This is a genomic window from Stenotrophomonas rhizophila (assembly GCF_000661955.1).
In the GTDB taxonomy this organism is placed as follows: Bacteria; Pseudomonadota; Gammaproteobacteria; order Xanthomonadales; family Xanthomonadaceae; genus Stenotrophomonas; species Stenotrophomonas rhizophila.
On the sequence record NZ_CP007597.1, the window covers coordinates 2,074,717 to 2,092,484 of the forward strand.

Consider the following 17,768-nt stretch of genomic DNA (forward strand, 5'->3'; position numbering starts at 1 on the left):
ATGAACAGGATTTTTCTCGCATCGCTGCTGTCCGGCGCGATGCTGCTGGCCGCCTGCCAGGCACAGCCGCCGGCAGACCAGGTGGCCGATGCCGCCGCCCAGGGGGATGCGGCCACCGCCGCGGTGGCCGTGGATGCACCGGCAGCCGAGCCCGCTGCGGCAACCGCCTCCGACGCGACCGATCCGCTGGCCACCGAACTGTTCAACCTGGTGGGCGATGCCGTCTGCGGCAAAACCTGCCCGCAGTACGACGCGCGTGTGGACAAGGCCTTCAGCGACATGCTGGCCGACGCGGCGTCGCTCGGCGATGCGCGTCTGCGCGAGCGGATCGGCAGCGGCCCGCAGCCGCAGGGCGAACGCATCCAGACCGCGGCCGGCGAACGCTGGCTGTACCGCGCCTGCCAGGCGCACCAGTGCAACCTGACCACCTTGGTGGCGCTGTACGACCCCGCCACCGGTCGCATGGCCGGGCGCCTGGTCGACAAGTGCCAGGTGCATTGGCTGGGCACGCTGCCTGCCGAGGCCATGGATCGCATCAGCGAGCTGGCACCGGTGCAGATCAGCGACGAAGACTACACCGCGTTCTGCACCGGGAACTGATCATGGCAAAGGACCTGCAGGGCTTCCTCAATGCGTTGTTCGCCTCCGAAGGCGGCGGCAACCTGTCGATCATCAACAAGTTCGGCTACGTGGGTAAGTACCAGTTCGGCGAAGACGCGCTGATGGACCTGGGCTACTTCAACCACGACGGACAGAAGCACGAAAAGGACGGCAAGTTCTTCCAGGACTGGGACGGCACGTGGACCGGCAAGGACGGCGCCACCAGCCTGCAGGTGTTCCGCAACAGCGAGGCCATCCAGGACAAGGCGGGCCAGGCCTGGGTGCGGCGGCTGTGCAGCATGGGCCGGAAGTATGGCGCGCACGCGTACATCGGGCAGACCATTGGCGGGGTGCTGGTCACCGAGTCGGGGATCATCGCCGCGGCCCACCTGAAGGGCTACGGGACGGTCACGCCCAAGGAAGGCAAGTACAAGACCCCGGCGGTGATGGCCTTCCTGAAGACCGGCGGGGCGATCAATGCCACCGACGCCTTCGGCACTTCGGTGGGCAAGTACATGGCCAAGTTCGCCGGCTATGCGCTTGGCTGCTGCGAGCCGGTGGAGGTGCAGCAACCCTGGTCGTATCCGTTCCCGCCGCAGGGCAAGACCACAGCGCTCGACGGTGCCGCGTATATCGGCCTGCCGGCACTGCAGGGCGCGTTGAGCAAGGCCGACGACGGGTTCTTCCCGATCGGCGCGAGCGGCCTGTGGCATGGCGGCATCCACTTCGATGCCGGCACCGGCACCGTACTGAACCAGACCGATGGCGTGCGCTGCATCAAGGACGGCGAGATCGTCGCCTACATGGTGAACCGCAAGTACCCCGAAATCACCTTCCCGAAGGTGCAGCGCAGCGCAGCGTATTCGTCCGGCTTCACGCTGGTGCGGCACCGCATCGAGCTGCCGCCGAATGCCGAGGCGCTGTTCAAGGCCGAGGCCGAGAAGAACGCGCCCAAGACCTGCACGCCCGACAATCCGTCCGGCGGCGTTGCCGCCGCCGGCGCGGCAGGGGCCACCACGGGTGCTGCCGCAGCTGCGACGCAGGGGACGGCAAAGAAGGACGCGCCCAAGGCGGATGCCCCCAAACCGCGTGATCCGGGCATGCAGATGGTGTTCTACAGCCTGTACATGCACCTGCTGGACTTCCAGGGCTACGAAGAGAATCCCAAGCGCGCCCGGCCGGCGTACTGGGATGCCAGCAACGAGTTCGTCGTGGGTGAGCGCGCCAAGGACAAACAGGAGATGCCGCCGCCCCCGGTGCAAGCCGCTGCGGAGGCCCCGGCCGAGGTGGAAGAGGTCGGCTGCGATTGCGGTCACGGAATCTCCAGCGAAGCCAACGAACTGCTCGGGTTCTTCCCGCCCGAGACCAAGGAATGGGACAACGTGACGTCCGAGGAGCTGGTCCATGAGTGACGCCGCCGCGCCGATCATCGGCTTGAACATCCGCAAGGAAGCCAACGGCAAGAGCCCCCGCATCGGGCTGCTGCCGCGCGGTGCCCGTATCACGGTGAAGAACCGTGGCGAAAAGTGGGCGCAGATCGACCGTATCCTCGAAGGCCAGATCGCGCCGGTGCGTCCGGGCGAGGCAGTGGATCCGGCGGCCGCGCAGGGCTGGGTGTTCCTGTCCGAGCTGGACCCCGGCCCCAAGGCGCCACTCACCCTGGACCAGGTGGTGATTCCGGAAAAGCCCATTCCGGTCAGTGCCGGTGCGCTGCTCGGCCACGTAGGCGAGTACCAGCAGTACGTGGATGCCCAGCCGCGCGCCAAGCGCGGCTGGCGGCAGATGGTGCACATCGAAACGTTTGCCGGCAATGACCTGCCGGTGTTCATCAAGACGGCGCGCAAGTATGCGTCGCTGCTGCCCCCCAACACCGGATCGATGTTCCTGATCGACAAGGGGGCCAAGCTCAAGCTGCCGGTGGCGCACGACACCACCTGGCCGGCCGACACGCGGCTGGTGCAGGGCAAGGACGGTGCGATCGGTCCGTGGGCGAAGATCCAGAAGGCGGGGCTGGTGGTGATGGACCGCGAGGCGTTGGGCGCGTACTCGTCCAAAAGCAAGCGCTACGCCAAGGCGCCGGATGCCGAATGGACCGGCTGGTTCGTCGGCCCGGCCGACACCGACCGCACCCTGGACGAGAAGCTGGCCAAGAAACTGAACTACAAACGTCGCGAGATGCGCATGCCGCAGGGCGACGCGGTGTGGGTGGAGCGTGCGTCGCTGGTGTCGTGCGGTGCCGACGGCATGAAGGTGTGGAAGAAGTTCCCGTTGCGGCTGGATGGCCCCGATGCCGGTGGCGAAGCCGCGTTTGCACGGGTGATGACCCGCGCCGAGCTGGAGAAGAACCCGCCGGCCGATCGCGTTGTCGACGCCGATGGCAAGCCGTGGTGGCGCGTGTCGGTGCGCAGCCAGAATGCCGGCAAGATCCACGTCGGCTGGGTCTGCGAAAGCGGCATGCCGAAGGTGGGCTGGCAGTCGCCGTGGGCGTGGCCGGGCTTCGACTGGGTGGAAGAAGGGCAGATCCAGCCGGTGGACATGCTGTCGGCCTCGCTGGTGAACATGGGCGCGCTGCGCGCCGATGAGGTTACCGACTACAAGATGCGCGCCGACAAGGTGGACAAGAGCGCGCTGGTCAAGAAGCTCTATGAGCAGCTGGACACCGACAAGAGCGGCTACCTGTCCAAGGCCGAGCTGCGCACGGCGATGGAACAGCCGCTGATGGCCCAGGCCATGAGCCGGATGATCGCCAGGTACGAAAGCGAGTGGGGCGGCAGCGATGCCAAGTGGGATGCGCTGGACCCGCTGATGCTGGGCGGCCAGCCCGAGTGGAGCGCCGAGAAGCTGCGCATCAAGCACCTGCGCTGGTGGGACAAGGTGCAGCCGAAGGTGCCCGGTTTCCCGGTGTCGCCGGAGGTGTACCACATCCACCCGATCGCGCTGCTCAACAATTTCTATTCGCCGCTGGGCGAGGCCAATGCCGCGGCCACCGATGGCGGTGCGACCAGCAAGAGCGGCAAGCACTGGCATGGCCGGTTCCTGCAGAGCGCCAAGGTGGCCGACCTCAAGTCGCCGTTCCGCGAGGGCGCCAGCAGCTTCATCGCGGCGATGAAGGCCGGTGGCATCGACGTGATCATCAATACCACCCTGCGCCCGCCGCAGCGCTCCTACCTGATGTACTACGCCCGCGAAGTGGTGCAGGGGCTGGCGCCCGGCAAGGTGCCCAAGTTCGTGCCGCAGAATGGCGACGAACCGGTCAACATCGACTGGGAGCACCTGGACGCGAACGGCAAGCCGGACCTGGACGCGGCCAAAAAGGGCGCGCGTGCGATGGACCAGGCGTATGCGGCCGCCGGCGCGATCGGCAAGCCCTACAGTTCCAACCACAACGGGGGCGAGGCGATCGACATGAAGTTCGATCCCGCCTGGGGCATCGGCAAGACGGTCAAGAACGCCAGTGGCGTGTCGGTGGCGATCACCAGCAAGCGCGACCTGCAGGAAGTAGGCGCCACGTACAAGGTCTATCACTGGACCTACTTCGGTCCCAAGAACAAGGTCGACGAACCGCATTGGTCCAAAACAGGTAATTGAGCATGTCCATGAAAGGCGTCACCGCTGTTGTGTTTTCCCTGCTTGCCGCCGCTGGCAGCGCCCAGGCGGCAGGGCCGTCCGCCGGCGGCTGGCGCAGCCTGACGATCGGGCCGGCGTATTCGGTGTCCGAACAGCGCAGCGCGTTCGTGATGCTGCCTGCCGACGCGGGCAAAGGCACCCGCTTCACCGTGATGGACCTGACCCGGTGGCAGCCCGTCTGCTGCCTGGAGGTGTCCAGCCCGCGGCTGCAGCAGGCCACCCTGGAACATTCCTACCAGGTGCCCGGGGTGTGGGCATCGGATCTGACCAGTGGGCTGGACAATGGCGCCGGCGGGGCGTCGCACGTGTTCGCGGCGCGCCCGGTGGGTCGCCTGCTGGGCTACCGGTTCGAGGGGCATTTCACCGAGAGTGGCGAATGGGGCGGCCTGTTGCTGCCAGCCGATGCACAGGCCGCCGGCGCGGGCAAGGTGAGCTTCGGCGGTGCTACCTACACGGTGGTCCGCACCGTGGATACGCTGCCCGACGATGACGGCGGGCTGGAAACCTACCGCCTCACGCCCGAAAACGGTGGCGCCGCACAGACGGTCGACGTACGCTTCGGCACCAATTGATCCTCCCGCGCCGCTGACGCATAGTGGCGGCGCTTTCAACACTGGACCCACACCCATGCAGGGCAGAAACATCACGCAGGCGCTGCTGTTGGCGCTGGGGCTTTCCGTTGCCCTGGACGCCGCGGCACAGGGCGCAACCACGGCCCCGGTCTTTGGCGGCTGGCGCAACCTGCACTCGGCCAATGGGGTCGAGCCGGCACAGGACGACCTCGCGTTCGCGATGCTGCCGACCACCGCGGCCAAGGGTACGCGCTTTGCCATCCTGGACCGGGAAGCCAAGCGCGTGGTGTGCTGCATGGTGGTGAGCAGCGACCGGCTGGACGCGGGTGTACTGGAAACGCAGTACCGCCTGCCCGGCGTCTGGGTGTCGGACCTGCTCAACGAGGGCAACGACACCCCGCCGCCCTACGAACCGCGCGTGTACGAAATGAAACGCGACGGTGCGCTGGCCACGTACGTTTTCCATGACGCGATCGAGGCCTATAGCGACCTGGGCGGGCTGCTGCTGCCCCCGGGCGCCAGCATCGATGCCGCCGGCACGGTCAAGACCGGCACCCGCAGCTACACGCTGCAGTTCCAGTCGACCACCTTCGCCGATGAGGATGGCACGCTGGACCGCTTCACGCTGCGCCCGGTGGGATCGCCCGGCGCCCCCGTGGTGGTTGAAGTTCCTTACGCCACCTACTGACTCCGTTGGCGGCACGTTGACGTGGTTTTAACGGACGCTGCCTTGCGTAGCGTGCGTGTTGGTTTTGCATCTGCTACCGTCGGACCACAGGGGATGGAAGCGGCACCGGCACTGCCGGTGGCGCGCGAGCCAAGGTGAGCCATGGAAGCAATGCGGAACCTGATGACACAGGCGGCCCGGTTGTTGGATGGGGAACGTCTGTACCGGATGCAGTTGCCGGATGCGCCGATGGTGCTGGTGGATCGCTGGCAGGGGGAAGAACAGCTCTCGCACGGGTTCCGGTACGAGGTGCTGCTGTTGGCGCTCGACGCCGACCTGCCCCTGGAACAGTGGCTGGGCAGCGCTGCCTGCCTGCAGACCCGCCTGGCCGATGGTCGCTGGTTGCCCCGGCATGGCCTGATCACCGAAGCGTACCTGCTGGCGGACGACGGCGGCCTGGCGCGCTACCGCGTGGTGCTGCGTGATGCCAGTTGCCGGTTGGAACACGGTCATCACAGCCGCGTATTCCAGAACATGGACGTGCAGCAGATCGTCGACACCGTATTGGGCGACCACGCCGGCCAGCTGCAGTGGCGCTGGAGCGGGGAAGCGGCGGATTTTCTCAAGGGCGCGCGACCGCGCAGCTACTGCGTGCAGTACCGCGAGACCGACCTGGCCTTCATCCAGCGCCTGCTGGCCGAAGAAGGTCTGGGCTGGCGGGTGGAAGACAGCGGGCAGGATCCAGGTGGCCACGTGCTGGTGCTGTTTGCCGATGCGGCCGCGCAGACGCAGGACCTGGTGTCGCAGGCGGGCGGCGGTGTGCGTTTCCACCGTGCCGATGCCACCGAAGCCGACGACACCGTGCAGGCCGTAGGCCGCCGGCGTCGCCTGGGCGCCCAGCGCCTGACGCTGCACAGTGATGATTACAAGGCCAGCCGTTCGCTCGCCGCCGGCGTGCCGTTGGAAGGCGGCGGGCAGGGTGACGCACGCGAGGTGTATGACCCATCGGGTGCTTACAGCTTTGCCGACAGTGTGGAAGCGGATCGTTACGCCGGGCTGATGGCCCAGGCAGGCGAGGCGCAGGCTCAGCAGTGGCAGGGGCGCAGCACGCTGCGCAGCGCCACGGCCGGCCAGTGGTTGACGGTGACCGGGTTGCCCGGGAACGCGCCGGCCGAACTCGTGCTGACCCGGGTGCGGCATGTGGGAATCAACAATCTGCCGGTGGACCTGCGCGAGGCACTTGCGGGGCTTCAACCGGTGGACGCCGCCGAGGCGTCCGCAGACCGTTCCGGGGCCGCACAGACGCACGGCTACACCAATACCTTCGACGCCCAGGCACGCGACCTGGCCTGGCGGCCGGTGTTGTTCGACGACAGCGGTGCGCGCCTGAACCCGCGGCCGTTGGCACCGGGCTACCAGACGGCCGTGGTGGTGGCCGCGCCCGGGGTCAGCACGGAGGGTGCGCGTGACGTGCACGCCGACAGCCTCGGGCGGATCCGGGTTCGTTTCCATTTCCAGAGCGCGGCCGGCGCGAGTGCCGACAGCACCTGGCTGCGCGTGGCCCAGCGCTACGCGGGGCCGGGCGTGGGCAGCCAGTTCGTGCCGCGCGTGGGGCAGGAAGTCCTGGTGGGCTTCCTGGAGGGCGACATTGATCGCCCGGTGGTACTGGGCAGCCTGTACAACGGCCAGGGTGAGGCCGGCACCGTGCCGACCCCGGGCGGCCGCAGCGCCGAAGCCGACACCAGCGCCTATGCGCAGGCCGGCGATGCCGTGGCCAGCGCGCAGGGCAACCGCAGTGGCGGCCATGCACCGGCGTGGCACGCCGCCGGCGGCGGCGAGGATGCGCACCGGCACGCCGGGGCCATGTGGGGCGTGCAGTCCCGCGAGTGGGGCGGGCAGGGCTACAGCCGCCTGCTGTTCGACGACAGCGATGCCCAGCTGCGCTTGCAGTTGGCGACCACGCAGGCGTCCAGCGGCCTGAGCCTGGGCCACCTGGTCCACCAGGCCGACAACTTCCGCGGCAGCCTGCGCGGCGAAGGGTTCGAACTGCGCAGCGATGCCTGGGGCAGCGTGCGTGGCCGCGCGGGGCTGTGGCTCAGTGCCTATGCGGGCGCCGCCAATCCCGCAGGCACCGCATCGGCACCGGTCGCCCTGCTGACCCAGCTGGACACGCTGGGCAGCACGTTTGCGGCGGCGGCCGGCACCCATCAAACCGTGCGCCTTGCCGACAGCGAAGGCGTGGCGCGCCCGGCGCAGTCCCGGCTGGTGCCCGATGCGGCCCCGCTGCAGGCGCTGCTGCGCAGTACCCGCACCGCGGTGACGGGCGGGGCCTACCCCGATGCGCGCGGGGCGGCGCCGGATCGCGATGCCGCGGCCGGCGCAGACAGCGTGCCGCATACCGGTGACCCGTTGCTGGGCATCGCCGCGCCGGGTGGCATCGGTCATGTGGCCGGGCAGTCACTGCAGTGGGCGCTGGGCGAAACGCTCACCCTCGGCAGCGGTCTGGCCAGTGAAAGCGTGGTGATGGGCCAGGCGCGCTGGCACAGCCGCCAGGCCTTGGGCGTGCTTGCCGCAGCGCGCACCGGCCAAGGCGCGCAGGCCACCACGTTGAGCGTGGTCAGCGGCACCGGCACGCTGGAGCTGCTGGCGCAGAACGACGAGATCCGGGTGCAGTCGCAGGCGACGCTGCGCGGTGCCAGCGGCCAGGCGGCGGTTGAGCTGGCCGCCGGGCGCACGCTTCACGTGGCCACGGCCGGCGGTGCCAGCCTCACCATCGAACAGGGCAACATCACCTTCACCGCGCCCGGCACCATCACCGTGCATGCGGCGCGCAAGTCGTTCCAGCCCGGCGGCAGCGGCAACTATCCGTTGCCGGTGTTCCCGCAGTCGGTATGCAAGGAATGCCTGCTGTTGGCCGCGCAGCGCGCCGCGCCGTTGACCCCGAAGGGCTGATCCATGGTGCCGACGACCTTTCCGCGCACGCAGTGGCAGCCCTTGGCGACGGGGCAGCATCGCTATCTGCTGCTGGACGGCGCCCAGTGCGACGCACCGCAGGCGGTACTGCAGTTCCTGCCGCATGCGGCGTCGCGCCTGTTCGATGGGCTGCTGGCCGATGGCAGCGCCGACACCTCGGTGTACCTGTCCCGGCTGCCCCCCGACCTCCCGGCGGAGGCCGTGCTGCTGCGCCTGGACGGGCATGCCAAGGCGCTCGGTGCCGCCACCGTGATCGAGTCCGCGTTGACCCAGGACGTGCTGCTGCAGCGCCTGTCGCGCCGGCTGGACGCACGGTACCCCAACGGCAAGGAATTCCTGGCCCGCTTCTACGACGGGCGCGTGCTGCCCTGGTGGGTGCAGGCGCTGGACCCCGAGCAGCGCGACGCGTTTCTCGCGGTGGGGGAGCGCTGGCATTACGTGACCCACGATCACCATTGGGACACCCTGGCGCTGACCTGTCCGGCCATCGACCCGCACCTGCTGCCGTGGACGCTGGAAGCCGAGCAGCGTCGTGTGCTGATTGATTCCGCCTACCCCTACACGCTGATCGAGCACTACCAGCTCACCGATCCGGAACTGCTCGATCGCCTGCCATCGGCCAACTGGTACGGGTTCCTGCGCGGCGTGGTGGCGCTGGCCGCCCGGTTCGGCATCGAAGACAGTCGGCGGGTGCTGATGGTGTGCACCTGGGCGTTGCTGGTCGGCGATGACCTGGCCGACGACCCGGCCTGGCAGCAGCGTTTGCAGGACTTCGCCGATGGCCGCAGCACCGCAAAGCAGATCGGCGATGCGGTCTGGCCGATGGAGGAAACCTGGTGATGCATTCCCGTTCGTACACCGTTGGTCTGTTTCTCGTGGAGCGTGCATGTTGAGTCTGAAGTCGTTTACCTGGATCGCGCTCGCGGCGCTCGCCATCGTGCTGATCGGCGCGGGCTGCTCGCGTGCGATGGCCAAGAGCAAGCCGAAGTCGCCGTACCTGACGCTGTTCGCGTTCAATTACAGCGACCGCTATCTGTACGACACGCGGGTGGATGGCAAGTGGATGGGGGGCGTGTCCGCCTACACCGACAGTGGTTCGGTGATGGGCCCGCTGGCGCCGCGCACCGACACGCCGCTCACCCTCAACATCACCTGGGAACTGTCCGGCCGATACGACCTGAAAACCAACACCTACGTGGACGTCGGCCCGCGTGAGCCGAAATCGGCGCAGGTGACGGTGCGCCAACCGTATCCGGCCGACCCGCACACGCTGCTGCTGCACTTCTACCAGGACGGTCACGTCGAGGCCGAACTGCTCGAGCGCGGCAAGGATCCCTGGGACCTGCGCCGCGAGAAGATCCCCAAGGGCCATATCGCGAACCAGGGCCTGTAAGTACGCGTTGCCCGTTCTCCAAGGAAGCCATCCGGTGCCCGCACCGGTAGATGAAGGAGTGCATTGCCGATGACCGCTACCGATCCCACCGCCATCCCCGGCCAGGTAGACCTGGAACCCGGCTCGCCCGAGCCGGTGGCCGACGCTGATCCCACGGCGCGCACCGCGCGGCTGGCCCGGGGCACCCGGCCGATGACCGATGCCGAGCGCCAGCAGCGCCAGGCCGCGCAGAGCTGCACGTTGCCCGAGAAGGAAGAGGCCACGACCGGCTGCAGCCAGTCACTGCAGGTCACCATTTACTTCGATGGCACCGGCAACAACCGCGATGCCGAAATGGGCAAGCAGGAAAACGAACGGGCCCTGTCCAACATCGCCCGCCTGTACAACGCCCGCATCGATGGCCATCGCAACGTGATGTCCACCTACCTGGCCGGGGTAGGTACCCCGTGCCCGGAGGTGGGCGACAGCGGTGGCACGCTGGGCCTGGCGATCGGCAAGGGCGGTCGCGAGCGCATCGACCATGCGCTGGAGCAACTGGATACCTTCATCACCCAGCAGGCGGCGCAGATGCGTATCGTGGTGGTGAACGTGTCGGTGTTCGGCTTCTCCCGCGGCGCGGCGCAGGCCCGTGGTTTCATCCGCGACCTCGTGGCGCTGTGCAAGCGCCAGCCCGACGGCACCTGGATGTACAACAAAACCGTGCCGATGCGGATCGGGTTCGCCGGCCTGTACGACACGGTGGTGTCGGTGTGGCCGACGCTGGCGCACGCCGCGGTGAATGCGGGCAACGGCCATAACGGCTGGGGCGAGGGCATGCGCATCCCGCCGATGGTGGTGCAATCGGTGCACATGACCGCCGCGCACGAGCTGCGCGGCCAGTTCCCGCTCGACTCGACACGCGACGATGCACGCTATCCCGACAACACCCAGGAAATCTGGTACCCGGGCGTGCACTCCGACGTGGGCGGCGGCTACGATCCGCAGCACCAGGGGCGCCAGAACAGCATCGCGCGGTTCGCCCTGAACGAGATGTACGACATTGCCCTGGCCGGCGGCGTGCTGCTGCACCCGATGACCCGGCTGGACCCCTCGGTCCGGGCGGAGTTCGACAAGTCCGATCCCGAGCTGCAGGCGGTGTACAACGCCTACCTGCAGGCGATCCGGGTCAAGCGGGGGCGCATGGAAGACGTGCAGGCCGCGCACATGGAGCTGCTGCACCGCTGGTTGAAGGTGCGGGTGGCGCGCGGCGACAAGCTGCCGTCGATGCAGCGCCTGCAGGAGCGCCAGGATGCGCTGGATGCGGAGGTGAAGACCCTGCGCCGGCGCCGCGCGCAGCTGGGCGACCCGTATGCCCGCGATGGCGGCCCCAGCGACATGAGCAGCGAACAACTGGCCGAATGGAACCGGGTGTCCGATGAATTGAGCGCACGCAGCGATGCGCTGTCGGAGGTCAAGAAGCAGCGCAAGGGCCTGGCCAGCGAGACCGACACGCTGGTCGGCAAGATGGTCAGCCTGCGTCGCAAGCGCGAGCGCGGCAAGCGGCTCACCCTGGCCGAGCGCACCATGCTCGATGCCTGGGACAACAAGCAGCTGCTGCCCGAAGCGGTGGAGACCTTCTTCGACGGCTACGGCCACGACTCGATCTCGCACTGGTTCATCGGCAACCTGGCGATGTGGCGGGTGCTGTACTTCGGCGATACCAAGTACAAGCCGGGCGACATCGAGGAGGGCGCTGCGGCGCCCCAGGCAGAGACCGAACCCGCGTAGGCCTGCCCATGGGGGAAAGGGCAGCAGCGCCGTGCTGTGTCGCCGGACGGTCAAGGGTGAGCGGGTACACTACGCGCCGAGCCGGCCCGGAGCGGGCCGGACAGTAGCCGTAGCCGAGTCCTGCCTGTGATCCACCGCCTGTTATTGTCCAGCGCACTGGTGCTGTTGGCCGCCTGTGCCAGCGCGCCGCCCCCGGCCAAGCCGCCGGTCAATCCCGATGCGCTGTGGGGGATCGTGCAGCGCGACTGCCGTTTGCAGGGGCCGCCCCAAGGCAGCTGCGTGGCGGTCAACCCGCAGGCCGAGCGCCGCGATGTGGTGCTGAAGGATTCGCACGGCCAGTATCAGTATCTGCTGCTGCCGCTGGACCGGGTGACCGGTATCGAAAGCCCGTTGCTGCTGCGCGCCGATGCACCCAACTATTTCGCGGCTGCCTGGCAGGAGCGCTGGCGCACCGCGCAGGCACTCGGGCGCCCGCTGCCACGGGAGGTCACCAGCCTGGCGCTGAACTCGCCCCACGGGCGCTCGCAGCACCAGCTGCACATCCACGTGGACTGCCTGCGCGCTGATGTGCTCGGGCAGCTGCAGCGCCTTGGCCCGGGCATCCAGACGCGCTGGCAACCGCTGCCGGAGCCATTGCGTGGCCACCGCTACCAGGCGCGTCGGGTGGCGGGGGAGGCGTTGACGGTCGATCCGGTGCGGCTTCTGGCCAGCGAACTGGCCGGCGTGCAGAACCTGGGCCAGTGGTCGCTGGTGGTGGTGGGTGCCCACGCCGCCGACGGCAGCCCGGGCTTCCTGCTGCTGGCCACGCAGCTGGATGCGGCGCAGGGCAACGATGCCAGCGGCGAAGAACTGCAGGACCATGCCTGTGCAGCGGTGACCGGCGCGCAGGACGCGCTCGACGGGGTGCGCTGAGCGCTGCGCTATCCTGTTCGTTTCCGACAGGATGTGGCCCATGCCAAGGACGTTGCAGCGCAGACCCTTTCTTGCCGCCGTGGGCGTGCTGTTGGCAAGCATCAGCAGCGCTGCCGTGGCCGCGCCGGTGCACGACCGTGCCGGCAACCGGCTGGAGACGTTGATCGAGCAGCCCGACGCGCAGGCGGGCGCCGAGCAGGCGTCGGCACGCTTCTGCACGGCCGACCGGCAGTGGTGTGTGCGCACCGCCCGCGAAGGCGACGATCAGGCGTCGCAGCTGGAGATCGAGCATCACCTGCCCGGTACAGCCGAGCCGCACACCTGGTTCATCCCCCTCGATAGCGGCGATGCCGACGCTACCGGCACCGATCAGCCGTGGCCATTCATCGTGCGGCTGGCGCCCGGGGCCGACGCGGGTCAGGTACCGAGCGACCCGCAGCAGGCCGCGCTGGAGAACGTGCTGATGGGGGTGCGGCGCAGTGTGACCACGATGTATTCCGGCGGGGATGCCGGTGCGTCCACGCTGGTGCTGAGCCGTATCCGCCACATGGACGATGGCATCCAGATCGACCCGGATGTACTGACGCTGCCCGCCGACGGCCACGCCATGATCCGGGCCTGCTTCGGCGAACAGGACAGCGCGCGTCGCGCGGGTGCCTGCCATGACGAGTACAGCTTCCACGGTGTCCTGACCCTGGACCCGGCCGGGCAGGGCATGCCGGTGCTGCGTTATGCCACTACGGCCACCCGTTTCCCGGCGGGGGCGTCGCGGCTGCAGGATTCCCAGGCGCGGGGGCCGCTGCGCCGGCAGGACCTGCGCACCCAGACCGACCGGACCTGCTCCTACCAGCGGGTGCTGCGTTTCGACGGCGGCCGTTACCAGCCCGATACCCCGCTGCCCGAGTGCGGGGAGTTCACCGAGCTGTAGAGGGGGAGCGCCATGCCTGCGGCCATCCATGCCTTCCGGCACGGCGCACATCGTCATGGAGCCACGCTATAGTGGCCGATCAATGCGGTGCCCGCTTTCGCGCCCGGGCTGTCTGGCGCGTCGTACCTGACCTATTCCATGACTGCTGAAACCACTACCCCTCCGGCACCGGCCCAGGCGTCCGGCCCGCTGTTCTACCGCCAGCCGCTGCCGCTGCAATCGGACAAGCACGCCAATTGGCGTCTGATGCAGGGCACCGTGGCCTTTGCGGCCGAAACCAACGCCATTCCGGCCGTGGTGGGCGAGTTCGGCCTGGCCGCGCAGCATTTCCCGATCCTGTTCACCGGCAAGGATGCAGCGCCGATCCTGGCCGTGGGCCTGGCCCGCAACAACCTGTTCATCGACGGCGACAAGTGGGCCGAAGACACCTACGCGCCGGCCTACGTGCGCCGGTATCCGTTCGTGTTCATGCAGGCCGACACCGACGGTGACTACCTGCTGGCCATCGACGCCGAAGCCGAGCACGTCAACAAGGGCACCAGTGAAGAAGGCGAGCCGCTGTTCGTGGATGGCAAGGCCAGCGAACTGATCGACAACGCCATGCGCTTCTGCGGCGATTTCACCCGCGAGCACGAGGCGACCCGTCAGTTCACCGCGGCGATCCTGGCCCAGGACCTGCTGGTGGAGCGCAGCATCGATGTCACCCTGAACAACGGCGAGCAGATGTCGGTGAACGGGTTCCACGTGGTCGACGTGGAAAAGCTGTCCAAGCTGCCCGACGACATCGTGCTGGCCTGGCACCGCAACGGCTACCTGGCCCTGGTGCACCACCACCTGAGCTCGCTGTCGCGCTTCAACGCGCTGGTCCAGCGGCAGAGCCTGAAGGCCGCTGCCAAGGCCTGATCGCCGCAGCCACGCAATGCACCACAACGGCGACCGCAGGGTCGCCGTTTTTGTTTGGTTCTTCGCCCATCTGCGAGGTAGGCAGAAACGTGCCTTGGCGCTGTCCAGACGCGGCCGTCGGTGGTTCGGGCGCTGGGCCCCCATGCCCTTTCCGGCGAATGTCCTCCGGCGTCGGCCTGCGGCCGCCACCTCCCCCTTTATTTCGCCTCCAAGGGCATGGGGACCCAGCGCCCGACCCACCGACGGCGCCAGAGAATTCTGCTTGGTTCTTCCGCAAGCCGAGCCCCGTAGCAGCCGGTAGGCTCCTGGGCAAAATAAAGGAGGAGGCCGCCACGCGGCCGGGGGACATTTGCACCAGGGGCCTACCGGCTGCTACGGGGCCCTCACGCTCGCGACCGCCCCGATCGGAGACGCGAGCCCCTGCGCCTGCACACCCGGCCATCCGCGTAGCGTCGTGCTCACTCTCCGACGGCCCTTGCAACAAGACGCTTCCCTCAGATGGGAGAAGAAACGTGTCTTGCTGCCGGCCCAGTGCTGCCGTGCCTTAGGCAGAAAATCGATATGCATATCCCGGCCGGTCATTTCCCGGGCAGGGGCGCATTCAGCAGACTGGCGCGCCTTCCGGCCCCCCTGCGGCAATGGCTTGCCGCACCGGAGCGTTGTCCCCCACCCAGGAACCTGCATGTCTCTGCTTCGTCGTCCGCTGCGCCTGCGGCCTTTGGTCGTGTCCCTGTTGCCCCTGCTTGCCACCAGCCCCTTGGCGCATGCCGCCGACGGCCCGGCGCCCACCGAACTGGAGGCCGTGCGGATCACCGGCTCGCGCATCCCGCGCGCCAGCGTGGAAGGACCCTCGCCGGTCACCGTGATCACCCAGCAGCAGATCGAGGCGCAGGGCTACCGCAGCGCCTTTGAAGCGCTCAGTGCCCTCACCGAGAACACCGGCAGCGTGCAGGGCGAAGACTTCGGCAATACCTTCACCCCGGCTGCCAACACCATCAACCTGCGCGGCTTGGGTCCCAACCGCACCCTCGTGCTGGTCAACGGCCGCCGCCAGTCCGATTACCCGCTGGCCTACGAAGGCTCGGTCAACGTGGTGAACCTGGCCAACATTCCCAGCGCGCTGATCGACCGCATCGAGGTGCTCACCGGTGGCGCGTCGGCGGTGTACGGCTCGGACGCCATCGCCGGGGTGGTCAACATCATCCTGAAGAAGTCCTACGAGGGCGTGGGCATCAACGTCAAGGCCGGCACCACCGAGCAGGGCGGCGGCGACAACCAGCGCCTGCAGGTGGTGGGCGGCAGTACCGGTGACCAGTGGGAGGCGATCTTCGGGCTGGAAATCGCCAACCGCAAGGCGATCTACGGCTCGCAGCGCGACTTCATGGATTCGCTCACCGACGACCCGCGCGGCGTCACCCCGCTCGCAACCGGCGTGGCTTACCGGCGCAACGCCAGCACCAACGGCTACATCGACCCCGGCGCCGACGGCTGCGATGCCAGCAGCGGCCTGTACGGCGGCAGCGTGTTCCGTGCGCAGAATCCGCGCCAGGGCTGGTACTGCGGCAGCAACGAAGCAGCGGCCACGTTCTGGACCGTGCAGACCGAGAAGCGCAACATCGATGCCTACAGCGCGCTGACCTGGCACCTCAACGAACGCCAGGAACTGTTCGCCGACGTGGCTATCGGCACGGCGCGAATCTACAACAACACCCGTGCGCCCAGCTGGACCTCGTCGCGCAACTACTTCTACAACCAGAACAGCGGCCAGCTGGAAAGCTGGTACCGCCGCTTCGCCCCCGAAGAGATCGGCGGCGTGCAGCGCAATGCCAACCGCTTCCTGGAATCGTCGTGGTCGTTCAACGTAGGCGCCCGCGGCAGCCTGGGCAGCAGCGACTGGGACTACGAAGCGGCCTACAGCCGCTCGCGCTATGAGAACCGCACGCGCCGTCCGGTGCTGCTGGCCGGCATCAACGACTACCTGCTGGGACCGAGGCTGGGCACGCGCAACGGCGTGGACGTGTATGCGCCCGATCCTGCGCGGCTGTACCAGCCGCTGACCCCGAACGAGTACGAGAACCTGTCGGCCACCCAGGAGAGCCGCAACGCGGCCTGGCTGCAGGCGGCCACCTTCAGCGTGAACGGGCAGCTGTTCGACCTGCCGGGCGGGCGTGCGGCACTGGCCGCCGTGCTCGAAGCGGGCAGCCAGGGCTACCGCAACCGCCCCGATCCGGCCTTGGCCACCGGCGAGTTCTGGAACACCAGTGCCGGCATTCCGTCCGGCGGTGAGCGCGACCGCTATGCCGCCGGTGTCGAGCTGCAGCTGCCACTGCTGGAACGCCTCACCGCAACCGTGGCCGGCCGCTACGACCAGTACCGCGCCGCCGGTGACCATCTCGGCAAGGCCACCTGGAGCACCGGCCTGGAGTTCCGTCCGTTCGACAGCCTGCTGCTGCGCGCCAGTGCCGCCACCAGCTTCCGTGCGCCGGACATGAATTACGTGTTCGCCAGCGAAACCCGCGGCTACAACCCCGGCATGACCGACTACTGGCGCTGCCGCACCGCCGGCCAGGCGTATGACGACTGCGATTACAGCGGGCTGTCGATCGACTACACCAGCGGCGCCAACCCGCAGCTGCAGCCGGAGACGGCCAAGTCCTACGGGGTGGGCCTGGTGTGGTCGCCGACGGCGAACGTGGATTTCACCGCCGACTACTACGACATCCGCATCGACGAGGAAGTAACCAACCTGGATTCGTCGCGGATCCTGCGCGACGAGGCCGATTGCCGGCTGGGCCAGACGGTGGGCGGCGATGCGCGCGACATCAACTCCGCGCAGTGCCAGGACGCGCTGGCGCGGGTGATCCGCAACCCGGCCGACGCGGCGGTGCAGCCCAACCAAGTGACCCGCGTGCTGATCAACCCGATCAACGCAGCGTCCGAGTCGGTGCGTGGCATCGACCTGAAGGCCACCGCGCGCTGGGATGCGGGCCGCTACGGCCGGTTCTCCACGCGGCTGGCGTACTCGCTGGTGATCGACCATGAGTACCGTCAGTTCGCCGAGGATGACGTGGTGGACCAGCGCAACTCGCTCGATTCCTACCAGTGGCGCAGCAAGGTCAACGGCAGCGTGACCTGGGCCATCAACGACTGGACCGCCACGTTGTACGGCATGCGGTATGGTTCGCTGCCCAAGACCGATGGCAGTGGTCGCATCGCGCCGTACATCACCTACAACGCCAGCCTGTACCGCACGCTGACCGAGAATGCGAGCGTGGGCCTGATCGTCAACAACCTGCGCGACAGCCGTCCGCCGGCGGACAAGAACGGCGGTGGCTGGCCGTTCTACCCGGTCGGCAACTACGACCCGTACGGGCGCCAGCTGTGGCTGGAGTTCGACTACCGGTTCCTGTAACCGAACCGCGTGAG

13 protein-coding genes are annotated in these 17,768 nt (G+C 68.2%); all 13 read left to right on the top strand.

Translation table 11 applies throughout. The features are described 5' to 3' along the window. The 13 genes from DX03_RS20435 (at position 1) to DX03_RS08970 (ending at position 17,754) form a co-directional block, all read left to right on the top strand. The gene (locus DX03_RS20435) at positions 1–600 is read left to right on the top strand and encodes a hypothetical protein (RefSeq protein WP_051598805.1); all 600 of its coding nucleotides are present in this window, start codon (positions 1–3) and stop codon (positions 598–600) included. Between the two features lie 2 nt (positions 601–602). After that, positions 603–2,012 carry a hypothetical protein gene (locus DX03_RS08915; RefSeq protein ID WP_038688046.1) on the top strand — a complete coding sequence of 470 codons (1,410 nt, stop codon included), beginning with the start codon at positions 603–605 and terminating at the stop codon, positions 2,010–2,012. Beyond that, positions 2,005–4,188 carry an SH3 domain-containing protein gene (locus DX03_RS08920; RefSeq protein ID WP_038688047.1) on the top strand — a complete coding sequence of 728 codons (2,184 nt, stop codon included), beginning with the start codon at positions 2,005–2,007 and terminating at the stop codon, positions 4,186–4,188. Before DX03_RS08915 ends, DX03_RS08920 begins: the two co-directional genes overlap by 8 nt. An 8-nt stretch (positions 4,189–4,196) precedes the next feature. After that, the gene (locus tag DX03_RS08925; protein WP_185753510.1) at positions 4,197–4,799 is read left to right on the top strand and encodes a hypothetical protein; all 603 of its coding nucleotides are present in this window, start codon (positions 4,197–4,199) and stop codon (positions 4,797–4,799) included. 55 nt (positions 4,800–4,854) lie between these two features. Then, positions 4,855–5,487 (top strand): hypothetical protein, encoded by a 633-nt coding sequence (locus DX03_RS08930; RefSeq protein ID WP_038688052.1) that lies wholly within the window; start codon positions 4,855–4,857, stop codon positions 5,485–5,487. A 141-nt stretch (positions 5,488–5,628) separates the two neighbouring features. Next, positions 5,629–8,418 (top strand): type VI secretion system Vgr family protein, encoded by a 2,790-nt coding sequence (locus tag DX03_RS08935; RefSeq protein WP_051598806.1) that lies wholly within the window; start codon positions 5,629–5,631, stop codon positions 8,416–8,418. A gap of 3 nt (positions 8,419–8,421) precedes the next feature. After that, positions 8,422–9,279 carry a DUF4123 domain-containing protein gene (locus DX03_RS08940; protein ID WP_038688054.1) on the top strand — a complete coding sequence of 286 codons (858 nt, stop codon included), beginning with the start codon at positions 8,422–8,424 and terminating at the stop codon, positions 9,277–9,279. Between the two features lie 46 nt (positions 9,280–9,325). Further along, entirely contained in the window at positions 9,326–9,832 is a 507-nt protein-coding gene (locus DX03_RS08945) for a DUF3304 domain-containing protein (protein ID WP_038688056.1), read from the top strand. Between the two features lie 69 nt (positions 9,833–9,901). Then, positions 9,902–11,599 carry a T6SS phospholipase effector Tle1-like catalytic domain-containing protein gene (locus tag DX03_RS08950; protein ID WP_038688058.1) on the top strand — a complete coding sequence of 566 codons (1,698 nt, stop codon included), beginning with the start codon at positions 9,902–9,904 and terminating at the stop codon, positions 11,597–11,599. Positions 11,600–11,728: 129 nt separating this feature from the next. Then, positions 11,729–12,511 carry a CDP-diacylglycerol diphosphatase gene (locus DX03_RS08955; RefSeq protein ID WP_038692145.1) on the top strand — a complete coding sequence of 261 codons (783 nt, stop codon included), beginning with the start codon at positions 11,729–11,731 and terminating at the stop codon, positions 12,509–12,511. A 40-nt stretch (positions 12,512–12,551) separates the two neighbouring features. After that, complete coding sequence (locus DX03_RS08960) at positions 12,552–13,439, top strand: hypothetical protein (protein WP_038688060.1); 888 nt, start codon at positions 12,552–12,554, stop codon at positions 13,437–13,439. A gap of 138 nt (positions 13,440–13,577) precedes the next feature. Next, complete coding sequence (locus DX03_RS08965) at positions 13,578–14,342, top strand: SapC family protein (protein WP_038688062.1); 765 nt, start codon at positions 13,578–13,580, stop codon at positions 14,340–14,342. 682 nt (positions 14,343–15,024) lie between these two features. Then, positions 15,025–17,754: a TonB-dependent receptor gene (locus tag DX03_RS08970; protein ID WP_038688064.1), complete on the top strand. Its 2,730-nt coding sequence runs from the start codon at positions 15,025–15,027 to the stop codon at positions 17,752–17,754. Positions 17,755–17,768 lie beyond the last annotated feature (14 nt).

What these genes read in the sequence shown, in the direction of transcription:
- DX03_RS08970 (WP_038688064.1), top strand. Translation starts at nt 15,025, where the DNA reads ATGTCTCTGCTTCGTCGTCCGCTGCGCCTGCGGCCTTTGGTCGTGTCC.
- DX03_RS08920 (WP_038688047.1), top strand. Translation starts at nt 2,005, where the DNA reads ATGAGTGACGCCGCCGCGCCGATCATCGGCTTGAACATCCGCAAGGAA.
- DX03_RS08940 (WP_038688054.1), top strand. Translation starts at nt 8,422, where the DNA reads ATGGTGCCGACGACCTTTCCGCGCACGCAGTGGCAGCCCTTGGCGACG.
- DX03_RS08930 (WP_038688052.1), top strand. Translation starts at nt 4,855, where the DNA reads ATGCAGGGCAGAAACATCACGCAGGCGCTGCTGTTGGCGCTGGGGCTT.
- DX03_RS08915 (WP_038688046.1), top strand. Translation starts at nt 603, where the DNA reads ATGGCAAAGGACCTGCAGGGCTTCCTCAATGCGTTGTTCGCCTCCGAA.
- DX03_RS20435 (WP_051598805.1), top strand. Translation starts at nt 1, where the DNA reads ATGAACAGGATTTTTCTCGCATCGCTGCTGTCCGGCGCGATGCTGCTG.
- DX03_RS08950 (WP_038688058.1), top strand. Translation starts at nt 9,902, where the DNA reads ATGACCGCTACCGATCCCACCGCCATCCCCGGCCAGGTAGACCTGGAA.
- DX03_RS08960 (WP_038688060.1), top strand. Translation starts at nt 12,552, where the DNA reads ATGCCAAGGACGTTGCAGCGCAGACCCTTTCTTGCCGCCGTGGGCGTG.
- DX03_RS08965 (WP_038688062.1), top strand. Translation starts at nt 13,578, where the DNA reads ATGACTGCTGAAACCACTACCCCTCCGGCACCGGCCCAGGCGTCCGGC.
- DX03_RS08935 (WP_051598806.1), top strand. Translation starts at nt 5,629, where the DNA reads ATGGAAGCAATGCGGAACCTGATGACACAGGCGGCCCGGTTGTTGGAT.
- DX03_RS08925 (WP_185753510.1), top strand. Translation starts at nt 4,197, where the DNA reads ATGAAAGGCGTCACCGCTGTTGTGTTTTCCCTGCTTGCCGCCGCTGGC.
- DX03_RS08945 (WP_038688056.1), top strand. Translation starts at nt 9,326, where the DNA reads ATGTTGAGTCTGAAGTCGTTTACCTGGATCGCGCTCGCGGCGCTCGCC.